This is a genomic window from Thermoplasmata archaeon (genome assembly GCA_035622275.1).
Taxonomy (GTDB): domain Archaea; phylum Thermoplasmatota; class Thermoplasmata; order Lutacidiplasmatales; family UBA184; genus Lutacidiplasma.
In genome coordinates, this window is sequence record DASPVQ010000020.1 from 24,089 (window position 1) to 43,636 (window position 19,548).

Genomic DNA, 19,548 nt, shown 5'->3' on the forward strand with positions numbered 1-19,548 from the left:
GTGCCAGCCGGGGCGGCTCTCGGCGGCCGACGGACCTGGGCCGTGTTGGGCCCCGGTCACGTCTCGACACCTTCCGTCGGCGGGTCGGGCAGTTAAATTAGGCGACGGCGATTCCCGAGCGTGACGGGTACCCGTCGTCTCGCCGCCATCATGTTCACCGACATGGTCGGCTACACCGCCGCGACCCAGTCGGACGAGACGGGAGCGCTGCGCCGGCGCGCCGAGCAGGAGACCCTATTGCTGCCGGTCGTGGGGGAGCATGGCGGCCGCAAGGTGAAGTCCACCGGCGACGGCGTCCTGCTCGAGTTCGGTAGCGCGCTCAAGGCGACGCAGTGCGCGATCGAGATCCAGCGCCGGGTGCGGGAGCGTAACGCCCGCTCTGGCCAGACCCCGATCGAGATGCGGATCGGCATCCATCTGGGCGACGTGGAGGTGCAGGACGGCGACATCTTCGGCGACGCCGTGAACCTCGCGGCGCGGGTCGAACCGCTGGCCGAGCCCGGCGGAGTCTGCCTCTCGGAGGAGGTCTTCTCCCAGGTCCGCAACAAGATTCCCGTCACGATGGAAAAGCTTCCCGCCCAGGACCTCAAGGGCGTCCGGTTCCCGGTCACGGTGTATCGGGTGCGGATGCCGTGGACCGCTCCCGATGGCCCGGCGAGCCCTGGCGACTCCCAGCGCCTGGCCGTGCTGCCGTTCGCGAACTTCAGCCCCGATCCCCACGACGAGTACTTCGCGGACGGGCTCACGGACGAGCTGATCACCGTGCTGGCCCAGCTGCAGAGCGTCCGCGTCGTCGCGCGCACGTCGGTCTTCCAGTACAAGGGGACCACGAAGACCGTCGCCCAGATCGGCTCCGAGCTCGACGTCGCGTCCGTGCTGGAAGGCAGCGTGCGCAAGTCGGACGGGCGCATCCGGGTGACCGCGCAGCTCATCGACGTGCGCACGCAGGATCACACCTGGGCGGAGTCCTACGACCGGAACCTCTCCGACGTTCTCGAGGTCCAGTCGGACGTGGCGAAGGAGGTCGCGAAGGCGCTCAAGGTCCGGATCCGGAGCCCCGACGCCCGGGGCCCGGAGGGCAATCGTCCGGTGCAGTCGGAGTCGTATCTCGCGTATCTCCGGGGCCGCGCCCTGTTCCTGGAGTCCTTCTCGGAACCGAACCTCAAGGAGGCCCAGTGGCAGTTCGAACGGGCGGTGTCGCTCGACCCCAGCAACGCCCGAGCCTACGCCGGGCTATCCGAGGCCACGCACCTCTTGGGCCTCTTCTACGGCCGCCGATCGAAGTCGGAGAACCTCCGCGCGGCGCGTCAATTCGCCGAGCGGGCCATCGAACTGGATCCGGGCCTGGCCGAGGGTCACAGCGCCCTCGGGCTGGTCCTCTACGACGACCTGGAGTGGGACGGGGCGGAGCAGGAGGCGCTGGTCGCGCTGGGGCTGAACCCGAGCTACTCGACCGCGCGCCTGTGGTATTCCCTCCTGCTCCAAGAGGAGGGCCGGGTCGACGACGCCCTCTCCCAGATGCGAGAGGCGTACGCGTTGGATCCGCAGTCCCGGCAGATCTGCGGTCTGTACACCTTCCTGTTGCTGGTGCTCGAGAGGACCGCCGAAGTCGAGCCCGTCCTGGAGAAGCTCCGGAGCCTCGACCCGACCGGCCACGAATACCACATGTTCCGGGGCTGGACGCTCTACCTTCGGGGCGATGTCGACGGCGCGTTCCGGGAGATCGCCCTGGGCGAGTCCTGTCCCGCCGATCGGCCCGGCGGCCGGGTCGGGGCCTCGTACGAGCGGGCCCAGCTGTACGCCCTGACCGGCCAGAAGGACCGGGCTCGCGCCCTGATCGCGGAGATTCCGCCCGCGCCCGAGCTGGCCCACCCTCTCATGGATCGGGCGATCACCTATGGGTACTTGGGCGACCTCGACGAGTGCTTTCGGCTGCTGAACGAGCAGTACGACATCGGCCACGGAATGCCGCTCCAACGAGTCCGACTTGATCCGAGCCTCAAGGCGTTGCGCGCGGACTCTCGGTTCGCCGCGTTGCTCAAACTCACGAAGATCCCTGAGGCCTACCGCGGCACCGACCCCTGAGGTCCGGGTCGGACGGCGCGGGGTCCTATCGCCCGCGCCCGGGCGAGGACGCCCGACCCCGCATTCCACCCCGTCGCGCTAGGACCGACGGATCCGCTTCATCAGCGAGGCCGGGGTGCCGGAGAGCACCCTCGTGATCTTCGACTCCGGCACGCCAGCGCCGAGCGCGATGCGTCGGGCGAAGTTCCACGGAACGAGTTGATCCGGCGCGTGGGCGTCCGAGTCCACCACGAGCTCAGCACCGGCCTCTAGGGCCACGCGCACGACGTGCCCGTTGGTCAGCGCGTGCCCCCGGCGGGCGGAGATCTCGAGCACCACCCCGTTGGCCCTCGCGAGAGCGGCGTCGCGGGGCTCGAGCAGACCGGGGTGGGCGAGCACGTCGACCTCGCCGGATTCGAGGGCCGCGCGGTTGGTCCCCGGCGGCACGTGCTCGGCGATCGACTCTCCATGAACGATCACGATCTCGGCGCCGCTGGCCCGGGCCGCCCGGGCGGCCTCGGCGATGCGCCGGGGCGGTACCTTCGTCAGCTCCACGCCGACCACGGGCACGAACGCCCGGTCCTCCCAGGCACGGGCCTCCTGGTGGAGCCGGTCGAGGAGCGACCGGGGATCTTCGAGCGAGATGTGATCGGTGAGCGCGAGCGCGCGATGGGCGAGCGCCTCCGCCTCGTTCCACATGTCGGTCGCGGAGCTGGCGCCGTCCGAAAGGTACGAATGGGAGTGGAAGTCCGTCCGGAGCGGGGTCGAGTTCCGCGGGGACGTCGCTCGGTCCACGGCCGAGCGAGCCCGCGAGCGATTTAGCGGTTGGTGCTGACGGACCCCCGGGGCTGCGAGGGGCCACCGGACTTTCCACCGCGGACGCCGCCGGCGATCCGAACCACGGCACCCTAAGGGCGGGCCCCCATCTCCGGCACCACCTCGTCGCGGTGGGGTGGACTGGAGCCTGGCGGCCGCGCGAGCCGTCATCGACCCGGGCGCCCGATCTCCAGAAACTATAATCGAATCGGGGCCGTCGCGCCGACATGGCGACCAGGATCGAGGCCGATGTCCTGATTCCCGGAGCGGGAGATCCGATCCGGAACGGCTGCGTCGTGATGGAAGGGTCGAGCATCGTCTATGCCGGCCCTGTGGAGGGCTCGCCACGGGCCGGCTCGTCGGATACCACCGTCTCCGTGCCCGCGGTGCTCCCGGGCCTTTGGGATTGCCACACGCATTTCCTGGGAGTTCGCAACTTATCCACGCAGGAGCAGGTCTACACACCGTACAGCGTGGCCCTCGCCCGCACGGTCAAGGATGCCGAGAAGGCCCTGCGGGCGGGCGTCACGTCCGTGCGGGAGCTCGCGGGGACCGGGATCCACCTCCGTCGCGCGGTCGACGAAGGGACGATCCCCGGCCCGCACATCTATGCCTCGGGCACCCTCCTCAGTCCCACCGGCGGGCACGGGGACGCGCACGCGATGCCCATCGAGTTCGTCCACTACTGGGCCAACCTGCGCGAGGTCCCGGGCCCCTGCGACGGAGTCCCCGAGTGCCTGCGGGCCGTGCGCAAGGTGCTGCGGCTGGGGGCGTCCGTGGTGAAGATCTGCGCGTCCGGCGGCGTACTGAGCGACGTGGACGACCCCCGACACCAGCAGTTCTCGGACGAGGAGTTGCGGGCGATCGTCGAGGAGGCGGCCCGGGCGGAGCGCATCGTCGCGGCGCACGCGATCGGGAAGGCGGGGATCATGGCGGCGTTGAGGGCGGGCGTCAAGACGATCGAGCACGGTCACCACCTGGACGACGAGGCGGCCGATCTCATGATCGAGAAGGGGGCCATCCTGGTCCCGACCCTCTCGATCGTCGTGAACACGCTGGCGGCCGGTGAGAAGTCCGGGCTTCCCGACTTCCTGTTGCAGAAGGCGCGAGGGCTCAAGGACCAGATCCGGGTCGCCCTGCGGTTGGCGGTCCGTCGTAAGGTCCCGATCGCGATGGGGTCGGACATCCTCGGCTCGAGCGAGGCCGCGCCGGTGTACTGGGGGGCCCACGGCCGGGAGCTGGCCCTGATGGTACACGAGATGGGCATGACGCCCTTCGAAGCGATCCGCTCGGCGACGGCGATCGCCCCGATGACGCTGGGCCCGCAGGCCCCGAAATCGGGCCAGCTCAAGGCCGGGTTTGCGGCCGACGTCATCGCCGTTGAGGAAGATCCCCTCCGGCGCATCGAGGTGCTGGGCGAGCCCGAGCGCATCCTGAAGGTCTGGAAGGACGGACAGTTGGCCGTGGACCGTTCCGTCCCGGCCGGCCCCTCGGCACGTCCGCGCTCGCGCAAGGGCCGAACGTAGGAACCGGGTCCTTCCGCGTCGAGCCCTGCATGGACGGCTATCGCGGGACCACCCTGCGACGCGTGATCTGGTCCCGGGACCTCGAAGCCGTCCGGCCACTGTTCGTGAACTACCGCCGCTGGCTCGCGGACCACCAGGATCCGGCGCGCTCGGCGAGATCGCGGGTCGCCGCCGGTCTCGCCGAGATCGACCGGCAGATTTCCCAGCTTCCCGGAGAGTTCGAGCCGCCGCGGGGGGACGTCATCCTTGCCGCTGCCGAGAACGATATCGTGGCCCTGGGCGCGCTCCGGGAGCTAGCGCCGAAGCTGGGGGAGATCAAGCGCATCCACGTACGCGCGGACCATCGGGGACCGGAATTCGGCCCGATCCTCACGCGCGCGCTGCTCGAGCGCGCCGGGGAACTCGGTTGGGAGCGCGTTCGCGTCGACACCCTGCCCACGATGGAGGCCGCGATCCAGTTCTATCAGGACCTCGGTTTCCGCGCCATCGACGCCTACTGGCCACATCCGGCGGCCGGGGCGTTGTTCTTCGAGTGCCACCTGGCTCGGCGCCGCCGCCGACCGACCGCGCCGTCGGCTCACGCGCGGGGCGATTCCACTTGACCGGCTCCGAAGACGACAAACCGGCCGGAGGCCGTGCCCGCCGCCCCGGTCGGCCGCGGGAACGATCGGACCCCTCCCGCGGGCCGCCGCCTCCGGCCCCTCGTCAGGCGAACTCGCCGACCGGCCGCAGGAACCGAAGCACGTACCCATCCGGGTCGTTCACCATGAACGCGGTGCCGTACGGCCGCTTCGACAGGCGGGATTCGATCGTGAATTTGGCCTTCCGTGCCTTCGCGTAGATCCTCTCGACCGCGCGCAACTCCACCGTCACGATGACCCCGGCGCCGAGGGGAGTGCTGACCCAGCGGGCGTAGTCGTCGTCGCGTCCCCGCATGCGATCCTCGGGGATCCGCCCCAGCGCGATCACGGCGTCTCCGATGCCGACGCCCGCGTAGGTCCGCTTGCCATCGTCGCCCTTCCACTCCCAGCGGAGGTCGAACCCCAACTGCTCGTAGAAGCGCACCGACCGGTCCACGTCTCGAACGTTGAACATGGCGCTCATTTCGGCCTTCATAGCGTGTCCTCGAGCCGCCAACCCCGACGGCGTCATGTCGTTTCCACCCGCGCCCGCCGGACGGCGCCCGCCCTCGCGCGCACCGGCCGCGCCGTCACCCACCCGGCGGCGGCAGGACCGACGCCGCTCACCGAGGAGGAGGTTGCCGGCCGACGCGACGGACCAGTCGTGCCGTGTACCCCGACAGGGCCGCGAGCGGCCGGTTCGAGCGCTTCACCTGGGCCGTGAGACGGACCGCACGGGGCCGGTGTTCGATCCGGTCCACCACGAACCTCGACTCGAGCGGCTCGACCACCTCGCCCACGGAGAGCCGGTGCGGTGGCCCCCACGATCCCGATTCCTCCCGGCCCACCCAGAACAGGATCAGCACCCCGCCGGGGCGCAACACGCGGGCGAGTCCCTGCGCGTACTCCGCTCGCGTCCTCGGCGGCAGAGTCTGAAAGCATCCGACGTCGATGGCGCCACGGAACGAGCGACCCGGCAGCGCGCTCGCCAGGATGTCGTCGACGACGAACCGGACGTTCCGCCCGCTCGGCGTCCCTCGGGCCGCGGCGGCCGAGATGGCGCCGGGCGCGAGGTCGATCCCGGTCACGCGAAACCCTCGCGATGCCATCCATAGGGCGTTCGTGCCGAGCCCGCATCCGACATCGAGCACGGGCCCGGGACCTACCAGGTCTCCTCGCTCCACCGCCCGCACGAGCGGCGGGTACGGTGCTCGGGTGAACCAGGGTAGATGTTGCAGTGGCGAGTTCGCATACAGGCGGGTCCACATCGCCCGATCCGCCGCGGGCATGCCGACCCGGGGGCGGGGGGCGCTCCGTCGCTGGACCATCGTCGTCGGCCAGCCGTGGGCCGCATGAATAGCTGATCGATGTGGACCACCGTGCTCCGGGGGACCGCACGTGCGAGGGAACGCCTCTCGCACCGCGCTCGGGGTGGTGACCGGGTACTCGCGTCGGGCCGGGGGCGCCGATAAGACCGACTCGAGCAGGGGCGGTCTTATCGGCGCCCGGCGGTCGAGATCCGGTTCGAGCCCACCGGGAATCTCCGGCGTGTGCCCAACGAGATCTCGGACGGGCGTGGGTCGTGCGCTCCCGAGCTCGAGTGTTTTGCCGACCTTCCCGGCCCGGGCTCCGAGTCCGCGGACCCGCGGCCGGAAGGCTTGACGGTCGCCTTCACGGGAAGCGGCGACGCTCACGCCGCGACGCGATCGGGCGGGAGCCGGAAGCGAGGGAGACCACGTCAGCGCGCGCACGCCCCGCCCGGCCCCGGTCGTGAGCGCCGGCACGCCGGAGGGCGCGCCCGACGGGGCGCTCCCATTTCCCCAGGGAATCGCGGGTACGCGTGCGTCCTACTTTCGTTCCCCTATCCTCTCTTAACCGTCTCGGGATGTCGGGACTGCCTCTCCGAGTCGGAAGATGCCGCAAGCCCCGTCCCCGCTGCACCGTGACGCCGCTCGGAACATCGTCACCAAGTACCTCAAGATCCGACCCGGAGAGAACGTGATCGTCGAGTCCTGGGACCACACGATGCCGATCGCAGCCGCGATGGTCGACGAGGCCCGCCGCGCGGGCGCCCGGACCCTTCATATCCACGAGGACGAAGATGCCTGGTGGCGCGCGATCGATCGGAAGCAAAGCAAACTCCTCGGGAACACGAGCGTGCCGGAGTGGGCGGCGCTGAAGGCTGCGGACGTGTACGTACACTTCTGGGGTCCGGCCGACACCGACCGCCTGGACGTGATACCCGAGAAGACCTTCGACCATGCCCTGGACTGGTTCGAGCCGTGGTATGACGTGGCCCGGCGTTCGGGTCTTCGCGGCGCGCGAGTCGCCGTTGGATTCGCGACCGAAGGACGGGCCCGCCAGTGGGGCCTGGACCGCGCGCGATGGGAGGACAGCATGCTGCGCGCGTGCCTCACGGACCCCGTGGAGACGGCCGAGAGCGCGTCTCGTCTAATCGCGGCGCTCGCCCGCGGAAAGAGGGTGCGCATCACCCACTCGAATGGGACGGACCTTGAAGTGGGCCTCGCCGGGAAGGCTCCGCGGTTGCACGACGGCACACCCCACCCCCGGGACAAGCGTTACGGACCGAGCGACATGCTCGCGCAGATCCCCGCCGGACGCGTCGAGGTGGCGCTCGATTCCAAGACGGCGGACGGACGTATCCACGCGAACCGGCGGACCAACATCTGGTGGAGATGGGACTCCGGGGGAACGCTCGAGTTCTCGGACGGCCGGCTCACGTCGTACTCCTTCGAGGAAGGGGCGAAGGACTTCAGCACCCTGTTCGAGAGAGGCACCCCGGGCAAGGACCGCACCGGCGCCCTCACGATCGGATTGAACCCGGCCGTCGATGATGTTCCCATCCTCGAGAGCGTCGAGCGGGGCAACGTTTCCCTCTCGATCGGACGGAACGGGCACCTCCACGGCACGAACCGCTCGAACTTCATGAGCTGGGTCACGCTCGCTGGCGCCGATATCTCGGTCGATGGGGCCCCGCTCGTGCGCGCGGGAAGACCGGTCTAGCCGCGGCCGGGCGTCGCCGTCGCTCGACGCCGAGCGTTCGCGGGGCGATCCTCCGGAGGCAGCGCCAACTCCGCGACCACGCTCCTCCGGTCGCATCGGCCTCGGCTCGTCCCGCAGCCGCTTATCCGAGCGCTGGGCAAGCCGCCGTCGTGATCGTGAGCCCGAGAAGCCCTCCGGAGATGCCCGCGTGCCAGACGTAGAAGCCGTCGCGACCGCTCCGCTTGATCGTGGGCTTTGGAGAAGAGTCTGGCGGCTCCACGACGCCGGGTTAGCGAGGCGGTGGGGCGGAAGAGGCGGATGGCCCGACCGCCGCCCCCGACGGGGGTACCACGACGAGGCCGAGGCGGTGTTGAATCTCTCCCGCCAGCCATTCGAAGTTCGCGTAGGCCCGGGAGAACCCGTACTCGGCCCGGATCCTCTTCGCGTACGGGGCGAAGACCTCCCAGTCCCGGATGATGACGCCCTGCATGATGTCCGACAGCAGGGCGAGGTCGATGAACTGGTGCTTGGCCATGACCGCGATGAGGTCGTAGATCTGGGCGAAGTTGCGGACCTCAAAGCCCTCGGGGGAGCCAAAGGCGTCCTTCCAGTCCGTTTCCGCGAAGTGATGCAAGATGCGGTGCATCTCCGAGCGGCGGCGCGGGAACGACTCGTCGGTGATCCGCTCGAGGATCGAGAGGGTCACGTCGGAACGCTGCTGCCGCAGGGTCGCCTCGAGCAACCGGGCGTTCTGCCGAAGTTGAAGCACGACGAATCCGACACCGACGATGACGGCGAGCGAGCTCACCGCGGCGAGCCACGTGACGACATCCGAGACCGAGACCATGCTACCGACCTCGGTTCCACACTCGGCAGGGGGTTCTTGAGCCGTGCGTCTCGCGGCTCACCCCGGTCAACGCAGGCGCGATTTCCGGTCGCCTGGGCACACCGGCAGTTGCCGGCCACCTGCGTCCGATCGGAACCGAGCCACCTGGGGTGCAAGGGCCACACATCTCGGCGAAGGACTTGGGTGGCTCGGCGACATCCATACGCGATCGACGGACCGTACGCTGCTCCCGCGCGAGTCGGGGATGGGGGACGCCACGCGCAAGGTCGAGTGCAATGAGCGATGTTCACTGGACCGGCGCTTCGCCGCGAGGCTACATCCCGGCCGGAACCTGAAACACCATCCAGAGATTCCCTTCCGGATCCTTGAAAAAGGCCGAGGTTCCGTACGGAGTCGACACGACCGGCCCTTCGACCTTCGAGCCGGGCCCCATGGACTCACCTCGCTGGAAGCTCACGCCGCGGCGTTGAAGCGATTTCACGTACCGTTTCGCGTTCTTGACGATCAGGGTCATGTAGGATAGGCTCCGCTTCTCACGCTTGTCCGGCGAAACGAGCCAGACGTTGTGATCGGCGATGCTCATCGCCGTCCAGGAGTTCCTCATTTCGCCGGTGCCGCGCATGGTCACACGGCCGCCGAGCTGCTTCGTGTAAAACCGAATCGCTCGGCTCATGTTCCGGATCGGAATCAGGGTCACAAATTCCACGGACTTCGCCATCGTTCTGCGCCTAGGCTCGGGCCATGCCGGCCTGTCGGATATTCTTTGTCTTGGCGGTGGGTGATCCGGCGCAGGAGAGAGCGACCCGCTTGTCGTCGGTCGGGGATGGGCGAGCCGGCGGGACTGGGTCCCCCTACCTCTCGTTGTCCGCGCGAAACCCCGGAGTTCGCTCCCGCCCGATAGAATCCCGTTGCCCGGCCTTCGCTCCCCCCCGCGGGCATTTCGGAGCCTCCGCCGTCAACCTGCGTGCTCCGTCGGGTCCTTCGAGCCCGATCGATCGTGCATGTCGCCGGACGACCCCGACTCGATTCCCGCCGGGGGTGATCCGCGTTAGCGACCTCTTCGTCGTCGGGATCCCGGTCGAGCGCTCACGGCGCCGCGTCGGGATCGTGCGCTCCCCCCGCGAGCGCTCTTGCGGCTCGACCTAGGGTGCATCCACGGGACGTACGAGATCCCCACCACCAGTCCCTCCTTCGTTTGCAGCCGCGTCACGGTCTGGCCCCACGCGTCGGTCCGTGGCCGATGAAGGAGACGATATCCTTTCGACTCGAGCTCCGCCGCGGCCTCGGTGACGGCCGCAGGGCTGTCCAACTCGAATTCGATGAACATCTGAGGGATCGGGCGATCCTCCGGCCAGCTCTCGCGGCCGAAACATGCTTTGGCCGCTTCGGAGAGGGGCCACACTCCAAAATATCTGCTACCGTCCAACCGGTCGCTGTGCAAGAAGTTCGTTCCTTTGGATCGTTCCAAGGGCAGACCGATCGAGTCGACGAAGAGCGCGCTTCCCTCGGAGAGGCTCTCCGCGATCACACCGACCGCGCCGATGAACTGCGGCTTCATGTCTGGTGGTCGGGTCTCGTAGTTGAGCGCGTACAAAAGGGGTGCTCGGGGCCGTTGGAGGCACTCCGGGCCATCCTGTCGCTCCCGGCTGGATGGGGTGGGGCATCCGGGCGCGGCCCAACGCGACCGGACCCAACCCGCGATCGGGTTCGATCGCCTGGTTCCATTTGGAACCCTCCCGCGTGCTCGCCGTCGCGAACAGGGATAAGCCGACCGGTATTCGCGGACGAGGTGGGTGTTCCCCGTGGTTTCGGAGCTGGAAACGATCCGTGGCTGGTTTGACTACATCGCGGAAGCGCGTCGCGGGTATCTCGAAGCTTTCTCGCGGCTCCCGGCGACCGAGCTGTCTCGCGACCGCGGCGCGTCGTACCCGACGCTCCTCGACATCTTCGGCCATTCTCAAGGTGCGCTCTACTTCTGGATGAAGGACTGCGCGCGCTTCGAGTTTCCCGCCCAGCAACCCGACTCCAGCAACCCGCCGAGCCTCGCAGACGTGCGGAAGGACGAGCAGTACATCCAAGCCCAGATCCGGCGCGTGATGTCGGAGCTGACCGAGGCCGACCTGACGCGTACGGTCCATCGGGAGAAGGACGTCGGATCGTCGCACGACTGCGACATACCGATCCGGGATGTGCTGTGGCATCTCGTTGAGGAAGAGCTCCAGCACCGGGGCGAGATCAACGCGCTGCTCTGGCAGATAGACGTGGAGGCACCGGTGTACTCTTGGATCGACCGAGCGCACGCGCTGGATCGGATCGGACACCCGACTTCGTAGCGGACCCACGGCGTCGACACGTTGCCGGCGTTCCCGGATCCTTCCCCTGACGTGGTTGGGCGCCGCTCCCACTCCCCCGGTGGGTAGCGAAGGCGGTGCGGGGGACACTCGGCTGTCCGCTCGAGTGCCGACGTCACTCGACCTCCCGGAGTCGCCAGATGCCCGCGGATGTTCCGGCCACTCTCTCGGGACGGGGATCGGCTCGAGCTAGTCTTTTCAGCGATTGGCCCGCTCGAACTCAGCCGTCATACCTCGAGCGAAGGTCGTGCCCGTTCTCCAGGACCGACTTCAGATTCAACGCGAAGTACGTCCACCCCCACTCGGCACCGCCGTAGAGGTCCGCCCACTCCTCGAGGCGGGGAAAACCGGCATGTCCAATCCGAAACAGGGATCCGTCGTCCTTGGCCTCGACCGACAGCGAGAACACGGTCCCACGGAGCGTCACCCCCGGCCACGTCCACGAAAGTGAGACTCTTTCGCCATCGCGGAACTCGACGACGGTGCCGGTATGCGTTGGACCGCCGGTCCATGAGAGCGAGTATCGGCCCCCCTTCTTGGGCGATAGCGTCGCCTCGTCACAGAGCCACCGCGTCAACATGCGGGGATCGGAGATGGCGCGAAAAACCACGTCGGGAGGCGCTCGGATGAAGTACTGGTGGTCCACCGCTCGTTCACCTTTGCTCGTCATGTTCCCCCGATCCCGCTAGCCTGACGAATCCCCAGGATTTAATCCGGAAGGGGAACGAAAGTGGGACAGTCGGGACGCGTCCGCTGGCCCGAAAATTCTCGAGGAGCGCTCATAAGAACCCGGTATTCTTTCATTCCCCTACCGACTCATATCTCGCCGGCTCGATCTCCCGCGCAGCCCAGAGGGTGAGGAACCTGAGATGCAGGCAGTTCTGAGCACGATGCGGACGACGCAAGGCCCCCGCAACAATTCTGCCACAACCCGATCGCGGACGCCCGTCGGGACGACGCTCTAGAGGAGGGAACGTGGCGCGAAAAGTCACCGCCAGCCTCTACATGACGCTGGACGGCCGGGGCGCGTTCCCGAAGTACCCGGGTTGGGACCGGCAAACGACGGAGGCGAACGAGATGTGGCGCGAGATGTGGTTGAATCGGTTCGACGACGTCACCACCGTGATCATGGGACGGAGGTCGTACCTGGGTCACCGGCGGGTCTGGACGGAGAAGGCGAGAAAACCCAGCGACCCGAAGTACCTGGTCGATTACTCGCGGTGGCTGGACCACGTGGACAAGGTCTGCCTTTCGCGGACGTTGAAGTCGCCGGGCTGGCAGAACGCCCGGATCATGAAGGGCGACCTTTCCAAGATCGTGGCGAAGCTGAAGCGGGAGAAAGGCGGTAACATCATCGCCGAAGGCGGCCCACAGCTGATCCTCGAGTTCCTGCGACGGGGTCTCGCGGACGACTACTGGGCGGTGGTACAGCCCGTGGTCTACGGCAAGGGTCCGGAGTACTGGGGTCCGATGAAGAAGCAAGCGACCCTCAAGCTCCTCTCCTCGATCACGATGGAAGACGGCGAGCTCCTCCTGCACTACGAGACCGTTCGGGGGTTCCGCGCCTAGCCCAGCACACGGTGGTGGGCCACCGCGGTCCCTCCACCGGTTCGAGGCTCTCTCCCGGGTCTCCGCCCGGGGTCGAAGCGGTTCCCGTGGCGCGCTTCCGCCGTCGGGCGGAGTGTCCGAGTCGTTCCGGCCCGATTCCGACCTCGTCACGATGACCACGATTTCCGGAGTGGACCTCCGCCCTCAGCGGCGTCGTTCGAACGGCCCGGATCGCGCGGCACGTCGGGGTCAGCTTGGCCGGGAGGGTGCCTCAGATGCGCGCGCGAGCACCGTGAGGGCCCGCAGCGTGATCATCTTGCTTGGTTCCCCGGCCTTCTCGAACGTAAGCGGCGTCGGCCGCTTCGTCGGATGCTGTGCGAACCACTTTGCGCCGTCGGCGTCCGGGTCCGTCTGGGGCGGGCCGATCGCCCAGCGTCCGTCGAGTCGCTGCTGCTTTCGTAGAAAATCCAGCGCGTAGCGGAGTCTCGGATCGCTCCCGTAGCCGAGGTTTGTGAGGCATTCCAGACCGACCAAGAGGTCGTAGTAGTAGTGGACCGGCCAGTGGAAGCGGAACCAGGGCGCGTACGGCTCGCCTTGCCGATGCAGCTCACGCTCCAGGAAGAACTCGGCCCCGCGCTCGACGCATCGCTGCATCGCGGGGGTCCACTTCGACCGCGGGTACGCTGCAAAGGCGGCGAGGCCCTCCCAGGCGTCGAGCGTACGACCCGCCGAGACGCCGTCGCGGTCCATCCGGCAGGACCATCCTCCCTTCGGATGCGCCACCCTCACCAGCCAGTCCAGCGTTTTGCGGACCCGCGGATCGTCGCCGTAGCCGAGCTGGATCAGGGCTCGGGCCATGTTGGCGGTGTAGCAGAAGTGCCCCTTTCCCTGGCCGAACCCTCCCACTCCACCGCCCTGGAGGGGCGAGCTCCCCATCCAGAACTCGCAGGAGACCTCGATCTCCGGGATGTCCCGCGTCGCCCCGAGATCGGCGAGAGCGAGCATGCTCCAGTTGGTCCCGAGAAATCTAGGCTCGAGCCAGTTGTGGTCCCGCTCCCACCATCCGGCCGGATTCCGCCGGGAAAGGATCTCCCTCACCCAGGGATCCGTCCGCAGATTCTCTCGAGATTCCCGGACGCCGGAGACGGAGCCGGACTTGCCAAGAAGACGGGTGAGGGTAAGATACCGCATCGACGGCTGCTGCGGCTCGAGCAGCCAGTCGAGGACCTCGTCCGCCCGCACGCTCCGCCGGACCCCGTCACCCCTCTTAACCTCGGTCGGAGCGGCGCGATCCGCCGGCGCTGAATCTCGAACGGCGGAAGGGGCGGAGCGACGCGACGCGGCCGGATCTCCAGCGCTACGGCACCTTGAAGGAGCTCGGGCCCAGCACGGCTAAGAGAGCCGACGCGTCACCCGCGCGAGCGGGTGTGGTTTCCATGGACTCGACGACGAACGACGCTGCCTGGGAGCGCCGGGGCCGTTCCTGGTGGTCCCACGTGCGCGTCCTCGCTGACGATCAGATGGAGGGCCGTGAGACCGGCTCCCCGGGATACGAACGAGCGGCGGCGTACGTCACGGAGCAGTTTCGGATCGCGGGACTCGAGCCTGCGGGCGTAGAGGGGTACCGTCAGCCGGTCGACCTTGCGGTCTCCACGTTGGATCAGGGCGCGAGTTCGTTGACCATCGTTCGCGACGGGGCGACCCGGTCCGTACGCATCCCAGAGGAGGCTCAGTTCATCGTCACGTCGGCCACGGTGTCGGACATCGAGGCCGACGCAGTCTTCGTGGGATATGCGCTCGAGATCCCGGAGCACGGCTACAGCGATCTGGCCGGACTGGACCTACGCGAGAAGATCGCCGTGTTCGTCCTGGGCGGGCCCGCGGACCTGCCCGGGCCCGTCCGAGCTCACCACCAATCCCGGTCGGAGGTCTATCGGGCGCTGAGGAGGGCCGGGGCCGCCGGCTTCGTCCTGGTGCAGAATCCGAGCGTGCCCGAGGCTCCATGGTCCCGGTTCGCGAGCGGGCAGCTCTTTCCCCGGATGGAGCTGCTGGGCTCCGACCGAGGAGAGCGGCGTCCCCTTCCGTTGACGGCCGCGTTCGACCACGAGCATCTGGACCTCCTTTTCGAGGGGAGCGGGCACCGCGCGTCCGAGGTGCTGGCGAGCCTGGGGAAACCTGGCCCGCTGCCGCGCTTTCCCCTTGCGGTACGATTGCGCGCGCATGTCGAAGTTCGACGCTCGACGGCGCGGTGCACCAACGTCGTCGGCGTCCTGCCGGGGAGCGACCCGACCCTGCGCCACGAGTACGTCGTGGGAACCGCCCATCTCGACCACCTCGGGATCGGCGAGCCGATCCACGGTGACTCGATCTACAGCGGAGCCATGGACAACGCCTCCGGCGTCGCCGCCCTGATCGAGATCGCGCGTGCGATGAAGGACGCCGCGGAGCGTCCCCGGCGATCGATCCTGTTCGCCGCGGTGACGGCCGAAGAGCAGGGTCTCCTCGGCTCGGAGCACTTCGCGAACCATCCCACCGTCTCGGGGCCGATCGTCGCGGACCTGAACATGGACATGTTCCTCCCGCTATTTCCCCTCCGGTTCGTCGAGGTACAGGGTCTCGACGAGTCGACGCTCGGCCCGACGCTTCGGGCCGCCGCGCACCAGGTGGGCGTGACGGCCGATGCCGAGTACCTTCCCGATCGCAAACTGTTCATTCGCAGCGACCAGTACAGCTTCGTGAAGACCGGGGTTCCCGCCCTGATGGTGTCCATCGGCTACGCCCGGGGCTCGCCCGAGGAACAGGCGGTGGTCGCGTTCCTGCGCGATCGCTACCACGCGCCCGCGGACGACGCCGACCAGCCCGTGAACCTCACGGCGGCCGCACAGTTCACCGACCTCCTGCGTCGCGTGATCCTGCAGGTCGCGAACGACCCCGGGCGCCCTCAGTGGAATCCGGATAGCTTCTTCCGGAGGTTCGCTCGGTAGGGCGCTGCCAGCGCGCGGCGGAGCGTTGATCCCACCCGGCTCGCCGCCCCCGCGGACCGAGAGGGGGAGTCGTGCGCCCATCGGGGTCGGCTCGACCCCGGCCCTCACTTCGGAAGCGCGAACCGATAGACGCTGACCGGGTTGCTCACGTTCTTCAGCCGCGTCTGGGCCAGCTCGTCCATCTTGACCGGGACCTTGTTCCACACCTGGTCGTAGACCTGCTGCGTCGCGCAGATCCCGCCGGGCTCGGCCATCGGCTCGATCCGCGAGGCGATGTTCACCGCGTCCCCGAGGATATCGCCGCCGACCGAGACCAGGTCCCCCACGTGCAGACCGATCCGCAGCTGGATCGGATCTCGACGACGCCCTTCGTTCCGCTTGCGCAATCGGCGCTGGATCTCGATCGCGCACTTCGCGGCATCGAGCGCGCTCGAGAACTCGAGGAGGAAGGCGTCCCCCATGGTCTTGATCTCGCGCCCCTTGTGGCGGGGGTACGCCGCGCGCACCAGGAGTCGATGCTCCTCCAGGAGCTTGAGCGCGCGCGCCTCGTCCTTTTGCGCCAGCGTCGTGAAGCCGACCATGTCGGTGAACATGATGGCGGCGAGACGGCGCTCCGTGATCGGTCGGTCGTGAGCTTCGGTCGTGACGAGCACGTCCTGGACCCGTCCCGAGGGCCGGCGAACACTCAGGCGGACCTTCGGCTCGGCTTCGGGGCCGGAGAGCGCCTTGCCGAGCCGCTCGCTCCAGTCGCTGACGTTCTCGGACATGTTCGTCCCGTTGCCGACCCGAAGCCCGTCGAGCGCGACCACCGAATCCCCTCGGTCCAAGCCCGCCCGTAGCGCCATGCTGGCCGGGCGGGCCGGACTCAGCATCCCGATACCGGCGGTGGGCGGCACCTTGGGGTCCATCGCGGCCCGCCAGAGATCCATCAGCATCGCGGTGCCGTGGGTCCCGCACATGCAGATGCCGAGCCCACACGAGGGACACACGCACCGACATTCGAGTCCCTCCCGGCTCAGCTCCCACACGGTCACGTCCGACACCAGCGTGTGCAGGATCTCGACGCTCTGAGCGTAGTCCTTCAGGCACTCTTCGGCGATGTCGGCGGAGTTGCCCTCGTCCATGCCGCCCCAGTAGCTGTCGCACTGGCGGTGCGCGACGACGTGGAGGACCGAGTAGCCGAACGTGGCCTCGGCGATGAGCGAATACAGCACCTGGAGCGCTACCGTCGGGGCCAGCTTGTCGCTCAGGGCCACCGGGACCACCGGCGGAGAACCCACGCGGACGGTCGTCCTCGGATCGGGACCCCCGATGCCCAGCATCCGGACCCTCCAGCCTTCGAGGTGGTCTGCGGCCATGGTCTTGAGACGGCCGAGCAGCGCCGTGGCCCCCGCGTGCTCCTTCAGGGACTTCGAGATCGGTCCGAGCGCTTCGAGGATCTGTCCCTCGACCGCGACCATGTGCGAGATGTAGTCGATCTCTCGCGCCCGATGCGGCCCGGAGTACAGTCCGGGCCCATGCGGCCGGTCGGTCCGCGACATACCAGAGCCTTGGACGGACGCGGAACGGCCCTCGCGGGGATGAATCTTTCTGCCGCAGGTAGGTCGACGGGGCCCGGCCGGCAGGACGATGCGCCGACGGCCATCGCCGGCCGCTAGCGCGAACCCGCGAACTCCTTCACGACGCGCAGCAGGCTCTCGGGAGCCTCCAGCTGGGGCAGATGGCCGGCCTCCTCGATGATCTCGAGTCGGGCATTCGGGATCGACGACGCGAAGGCTTCTCCGTGCTGCCGTGGGATCATTCGGTCCGCGGCGCCCCACACCACCAGTGTCGGGAGGTGGATGGCGGGAAGGCGGCCGAGCAGCGTCGGATCGGCCATGGACGGCCCGCCGTAGAGCTTCAGGGCGGCCCGATTGCCGGCGACCGCCGCCCGCTGCGGATCCGACATCTTGCTGGGATCGATCCGGAATCTCTGCGGATCCCGATAGCTCATCTGACCGATCTGATCGAGCGAGAGGGAGAACACGTCCGGGGCGGGATGCGCGTCGATCGTGAGTCCGCCGGCATCCACAAGAACGAGACGCCCAAGTCGCGAGCCGCCGCGGAGCGCGAGTTCTGCCGCGATCCACCCGCCGATCGAGTTTCCAACCAGGACGACATCGCGGAGTTCGAGCTGATCCATCCAGGCGAGGTACAGCTCGGCGAGCCCCGCCACGCTACGGAGGTGCTCCGGACGCGGTGTTCCGTTGAATCCGGGGTGCACCGGCACGATCGCCCGAGCGCCGCCGCTCCCTCCCAGCATCTCGGCGAAACGGTGGGTAGAGGCGGGCCCGGCACCCCCATGCAGGATCACGAACGGGCGGCCCGAACCCCACTCACTCGCCGTCACGACGACGTCTCCGTTCGGCGTCGGCACGTTCACCGGCTCCATAGCCGGCGACCCATCGCTCTCGGGGAGTTAATCCCGTAGTAGCGGAACGTCACCGATCTCGACCGGCACCAGCTACTGGCCTCGCTCGCGACACGGGACGCGGCCGCGGGGTGCGGCCGGTGCGATGGAGATCGCCATCGCGCGGAGTCTTACGCCGCCGCGAAGACGAATTCCGCCTCCGACACCGCTGGGTCCGACGGCCGCTGCGCGCGATGCCCGCGTGTCTCTCGCTCGGAGGCACGGGGCGCCCGTCTCGTACCGCCCGGCCCGTCGACGTCTAAAGGGCCCGAGGGCTCCGGTCGGCCGAGGCGAGAAATGTCCGATGTGATCCAGGGTATGGAGGCGGTGTCCGTGCACATTACCGACATCCAGCGTGCACGGAAGTTTTACTCGGAGGTCCTGGGGCTCCGCGAGGTCTCCTTCCTTCCGTCCGCCTCCCGGGCCGCCTACGAGATCCCAGGGACCACGACCCTGCTGACGATGCACACCATGGGGGAAGGCGAAGGGGGCCGGGAGCCAGGCACCGTGTCGGGCATCGTGTTCTCGCATCGGGATCCGCGGGCGGCGTGCGCCGAGATCCGGAGTCGTGGGGGGTCGATCGTCGACGAGCCGCATACGTTCCCGGCCGCGATCGGAACCGTGACCTTGGGAGTCTTCGCGGATCCGGACGGGAACCAGTTCGTGATCCGGCACGTCGAGGCCGCTCCGAAACCGGTCCAGGGGTAGCGCGCGTCAGGGGGCGGAGACCCCCACGTTGCGCAGCAACCGCGCGTTGTCGGCCTTGCTCGCCCACGGGGCGCGGAGGTATCGGCGGAGGTAGGAATCGGGCACTCCGAGACGGCGAGCCTCGGCGACCGAGAAGGAGTAGGCTTCGATCTCGGTCGGCCGGTCGACGTACGCGATGCGGGCCCGGGGCCAGATCGCTCGGCCCTGCCTCCGTTGCAGGATGTGGAGAAACTCGTGGATGATGTCGAGGTACACATCCATCCTCGGGCTGTTCCGGAGGTGCGACTGCCCGATCACGATCACGTCGTCGGTCGTCTCGACCATCCGGAATCCGGCCGCCCGGATCTCCGCGGGAGTCCGGGGGGGTGCGACGTACATGTAGCCGGGCCCCGGCATCACCTCGGCCCACGTCTCGCGCGCGGCTTGGAGGATCCGGGCGTCGTCCCCCGGGTACTTGTGGAAGGGAACGGTGCGTTCGAGGCCCTCGAAGACATCCAGGAGGGGGTGCCGGCCGGCGGTCGCGTCGGCCTGCGGGAGGAACTCGTCCGGGACGGGGTATCGCTCCTTGAACTGACCGGGCCGAATCTCGGGGATCCGTATCCGTCGAGCAGGAAGTTCGGACTCGGGCATCC

The 19,548-nt window shown here is 68.4% G+C and carries 19 protein-coding genes; 8 read left to right on the plus strand and 11 right to left on the minus strand.

Features of this window, described 5'->3' with window-relative positions; genetic code table 11:
• Positions 1–120 precede the first annotated feature (120 nt).
• Positions 121–2,085, plus strand: coding sequence for a tetratricopeptide repeat protein (locus VEL82_05520; GenBank protein ID HXW67314.1), 1,965 nt, complete (start codon positions 121–123; stop codon positions 2,083–2,085).
• Between the two features lie 78 nt (positions 2,086–2,163).
• Here the strand turns inward: VEL82_05520 and VEL82_05525 are convergent, their stop codons facing one another.
• Positions 2,164–2,859, minus strand: coding sequence for a histidinol phosphate phosphatase domain-containing protein (locus VEL82_05525; GenBank protein HXW67315.1), 696 nt, complete (start codon positions 2,857–2,859; stop codon positions 2,164–2,166).
• 248 nt (positions 2,860–3,107) lie between these two features.
• Between VEL82_05525 and VEL82_05530 the strand changes: the two genes are divergently transcribed.
• Both VEL82_05530 and VEL82_05535 read left to right on the plus strand, forming a co-directional pair.
• A complete protein-coding gene (locus tag VEL82_05530) occupies positions 3,108–4,406 on the plus strand; it encodes an amidohydrolase family protein (protein HXW67316.1) in 1,299 nt (432 codons plus the stop codon).
• Positions 4,407–4,435: 29 nt separating this feature from the next.
• Positions 4,436–5,008 (plus strand): GNAT family N-acetyltransferase, encoded by a 573-nt coding sequence (locus VEL82_05535; GenBank protein HXW67317.1) that lies wholly within the window; start codon positions 4,436–4,438, stop codon positions 5,006–5,008.
• 103 nt (positions 5,009–5,111) lie between these two features.
• Here the strand turns inward: VEL82_05535 and VEL82_05540 are convergent, their stop codons facing one another.
• Positions 5,112–5,522, minus strand: a complete 411-nt coding sequence (locus VEL82_05540) for a VOC family protein (GenBank protein HXW67318.1) — start codon at positions 5,520–5,522, stop codon at positions 5,112–5,114.
• A gap of 127 nt (positions 5,523–5,649) precedes the next feature.
• The gene (locus VEL82_05545; protein HXW67319.1) at positions 5,650–6,354 is read right to left on the minus strand and encodes a methyltransferase domain-containing protein; all 705 of its coding nucleotides are present in this window, start codon (positions 6,352–6,354) and stop codon (positions 5,650–5,652) included.
• A 586-nt stretch (positions 6,355–6,940) separates the two neighbouring features.
• On the opposite strand from VEL82_05545, the gene VEL82_05550 reads away from it, so the two are divergent.
• Positions 6,941–8,050, plus strand: a complete 1,110-nt coding sequence (locus VEL82_05550) for an aminopeptidase (protein HXW67320.1) — start codon at positions 6,941–6,943, stop codon at positions 8,048–8,050.
• 268 nt (positions 8,051–8,318) lie between these two features.
• Here the strand turns inward: VEL82_05550 and VEL82_05555 are convergent, their stop codons facing one another.
• The 3 genes from VEL82_05555 to VEL82_05565 all read right to left on the minus strand — a co-directional run bounded on the left by VEL82_05555 (position 8,319) and on the right by VEL82_05565 (position 10,434).
• The gene (locus tag VEL82_05555) at positions 8,319–8,876 is read right to left on the minus strand and encodes a DUF4760 domain-containing protein (GenBank protein HXW67321.1); all 558 of its coding nucleotides are present in this window, start codon (positions 8,874–8,876) and stop codon (positions 8,319–8,321) included.
• Between the two features lie 313 nt (positions 8,877–9,189).
• A complete protein-coding gene (locus tag VEL82_05560; protein ID HXW67322.1) occupies positions 9,190–9,594 on the minus strand; it encodes a VOC family protein in 405 nt (134 codons plus the stop codon).
• A gap of 330 nt (positions 9,595–9,924) precedes the next feature.
• A complete protein-coding gene (locus tag VEL82_05565) occupies positions 9,925–10,434 on the minus strand; it encodes a glyoxalase (GenBank protein ID HXW67323.1) in 510 nt (169 codons plus the stop codon).
• Positions 10,435–10,678: 244 nt separating this feature from the next.
• Here VEL82_05565 and VEL82_05570 point away from each other — a divergent pair, with 244 nt between their 5' ends.
• A complete protein-coding gene (locus tag VEL82_05570) occupies positions 10,679–11,209 on the plus strand; it encodes a DinB family protein (protein ID HXW67324.1) in 531 nt (176 codons plus the stop codon).
• A 238-nt stretch (positions 11,210–11,447) separates the two neighbouring features.
• Here the strand turns inward: VEL82_05570 and VEL82_05575 are convergent, their stop codons facing one another.
• Positions 11,448–11,897 (minus strand): SRPBCC domain-containing protein, encoded by a 450-nt coding sequence (locus tag VEL82_05575; protein HXW67325.1) that lies wholly within the window; start codon positions 11,895–11,897, stop codon positions 11,448–11,450.
• Between the two features lie 305 nt (positions 11,898–12,202).
• On the opposite strand from VEL82_05575, the gene VEL82_05580 reads away from it, so the two are divergent.
• Positions 12,203–12,796 carry a dihydrofolate reductase family protein gene (locus VEL82_05580; GenBank protein ID HXW67326.1) on the plus strand — a complete coding sequence of 198 codons (594 nt, stop codon included), beginning with the start codon at positions 12,203–12,205 and terminating at the stop codon, positions 12,794–12,796.
• Positions 12,797–13,024: 228 nt separating this feature from the next.
• Here VEL82_05580 and VEL82_05585 read toward each other — a convergent pair whose 3' ends face one another.
• Positions 13,025–14,017 (minus strand): hypothetical protein, encoded by a 993-nt coding sequence (locus VEL82_05585; GenBank protein HXW67327.1) that lies wholly within the window; start codon positions 14,015–14,017, stop codon positions 13,025–13,027.
• A gap of 194 nt (positions 14,018–14,211) precedes the next feature.
• Between VEL82_05585 and VEL82_05590 the strand changes: the two genes are divergently transcribed.
• Entirely contained in the window at positions 14,212–15,759 is a 1,548-nt protein-coding gene (locus VEL82_05590; GenBank protein ID HXW67328.1) for a M20/M25/M40 family metallo-hydrolase, read from the plus strand.
• Positions 15,760–15,863: 104 nt separating this feature from the next.
• Here VEL82_05590 and VEL82_05595 read toward each other — a convergent pair whose 3' ends face one another.
• Entirely contained in the window at positions 15,864–17,300 is a 1,437-nt protein-coding gene (locus VEL82_05595) for an adenylate/guanylate cyclase domain-containing protein (GenBank protein HXW67329.1), read from the minus strand.
• 113 nt (positions 17,301–17,413) lie between these two features.
• Positions 17,414–18,148: an alpha/beta hydrolase gene (locus tag VEL82_05600; protein HXW67330.1), complete on the minus strand. Its 735-nt coding sequence runs from the start codon at positions 18,146–18,148 to the stop codon at positions 17,414–17,416.
• A 387-nt stretch (positions 18,149–18,535) separates the two neighbouring features.
• Here VEL82_05600 and VEL82_05605 point away from each other — a divergent pair, with 387 nt between their 5' ends.
• Positions 18,536–18,916, plus strand: a complete 381-nt coding sequence (locus VEL82_05605) for a VOC family protein (GenBank protein ID HXW67331.1) — start codon at positions 18,536–18,538, stop codon at positions 18,914–18,916.
• A 6-nt stretch (positions 18,917–18,922) separates the two neighbouring features.
• Here VEL82_05605 and VEL82_05610 read toward each other — a convergent pair whose 3' ends face one another.
• Positions 18,923–19,546, minus strand: a complete 624-nt coding sequence (locus VEL82_05610; protein HXW67332.1) for a hypothetical protein — start codon at positions 19,544–19,546, stop codon at positions 18,923–18,925.
• Positions 19,547–19,548 lie beyond the last annotated feature (2 nt).

Excerpts from the sequence above, each read along its gene's own strand:
- VEL82_05590 (HXW67328.1), top strand. The coding sequence starts at position 14,212 with ATGGACTCGACGACGAACGACGCTGCCTGGGAGCGCCGGGGCCGTTCC.
- VEL82_05560 (HXW67322.1), bottom strand. The coding sequence starts at position 9,594 with ATGGCGAAGTCCGTGGAATTTGTGACCCTGATTCCGATCCGGAACATG.
- VEL82_05535 (HXW67317.1), top strand. The coding sequence starts at position 4,436 with ATGGACGGCTATCGCGGGACCACCCTGCGACGCGTGATCTGGTCCCGG.
- VEL82_05555 (HXW67321.1), bottom strand. The coding sequence starts at position 8,876 with ATGGTCTCGGTCTCGGATGTCGTCACGTGGCTCGCCGCGGTGAGCTCG.
- VEL82_05550 (HXW67320.1), top strand. The coding sequence starts at position 6,941 with ATGCCGCAAGCCCCGTCCCCGCTGCACCGTGACGCCGCTCGGAACATC.
- VEL82_05565 (HXW67323.1), bottom strand. The coding sequence starts at position 10,434 with ATGAAGCCGCAGTTCATCGGCGCGGTCGGTGTGATCGCGGAGAGCCTC.
- VEL82_05530 (HXW67316.1), top strand. The coding sequence starts at position 3,108 with ATGGCGACCAGGATCGAGGCCGATGTCCTGATTCCCGGAGCGGGAGAT.
- VEL82_05545 (HXW67319.1), bottom strand. The coding sequence starts at position 6,354 with ATGGTCCAGCGACGGAGCGCCCCCCGCCCCCGGGTCGGCATGCCCGCG.
- VEL82_05575 (HXW67325.1), bottom strand. The coding sequence starts at position 11,897 with ATGACGAGCAAAGGTGAACGAGCGGTGGACCACCAGTACTTCATCCGA.
- VEL82_05540 (HXW67318.1), bottom strand. The coding sequence starts at position 5,522 with ATGAAGGCCGAAATGAGCGCCATGTTCAACGTTCGAGACGTGGACCGG.
- VEL82_05595 (HXW67329.1), bottom strand. The coding sequence starts at position 17,300 with ATGTCGCGGACCGACCGGCCGCATGGGCCCGGACTGTACTCCGGGCCG.
- VEL82_05610 (HXW67332.1), bottom strand. The coding sequence starts at position 19,546 with ATGCCCGAGTCCGAACTTCCTGCTCGACGGATACGGATCCCCGAGATT.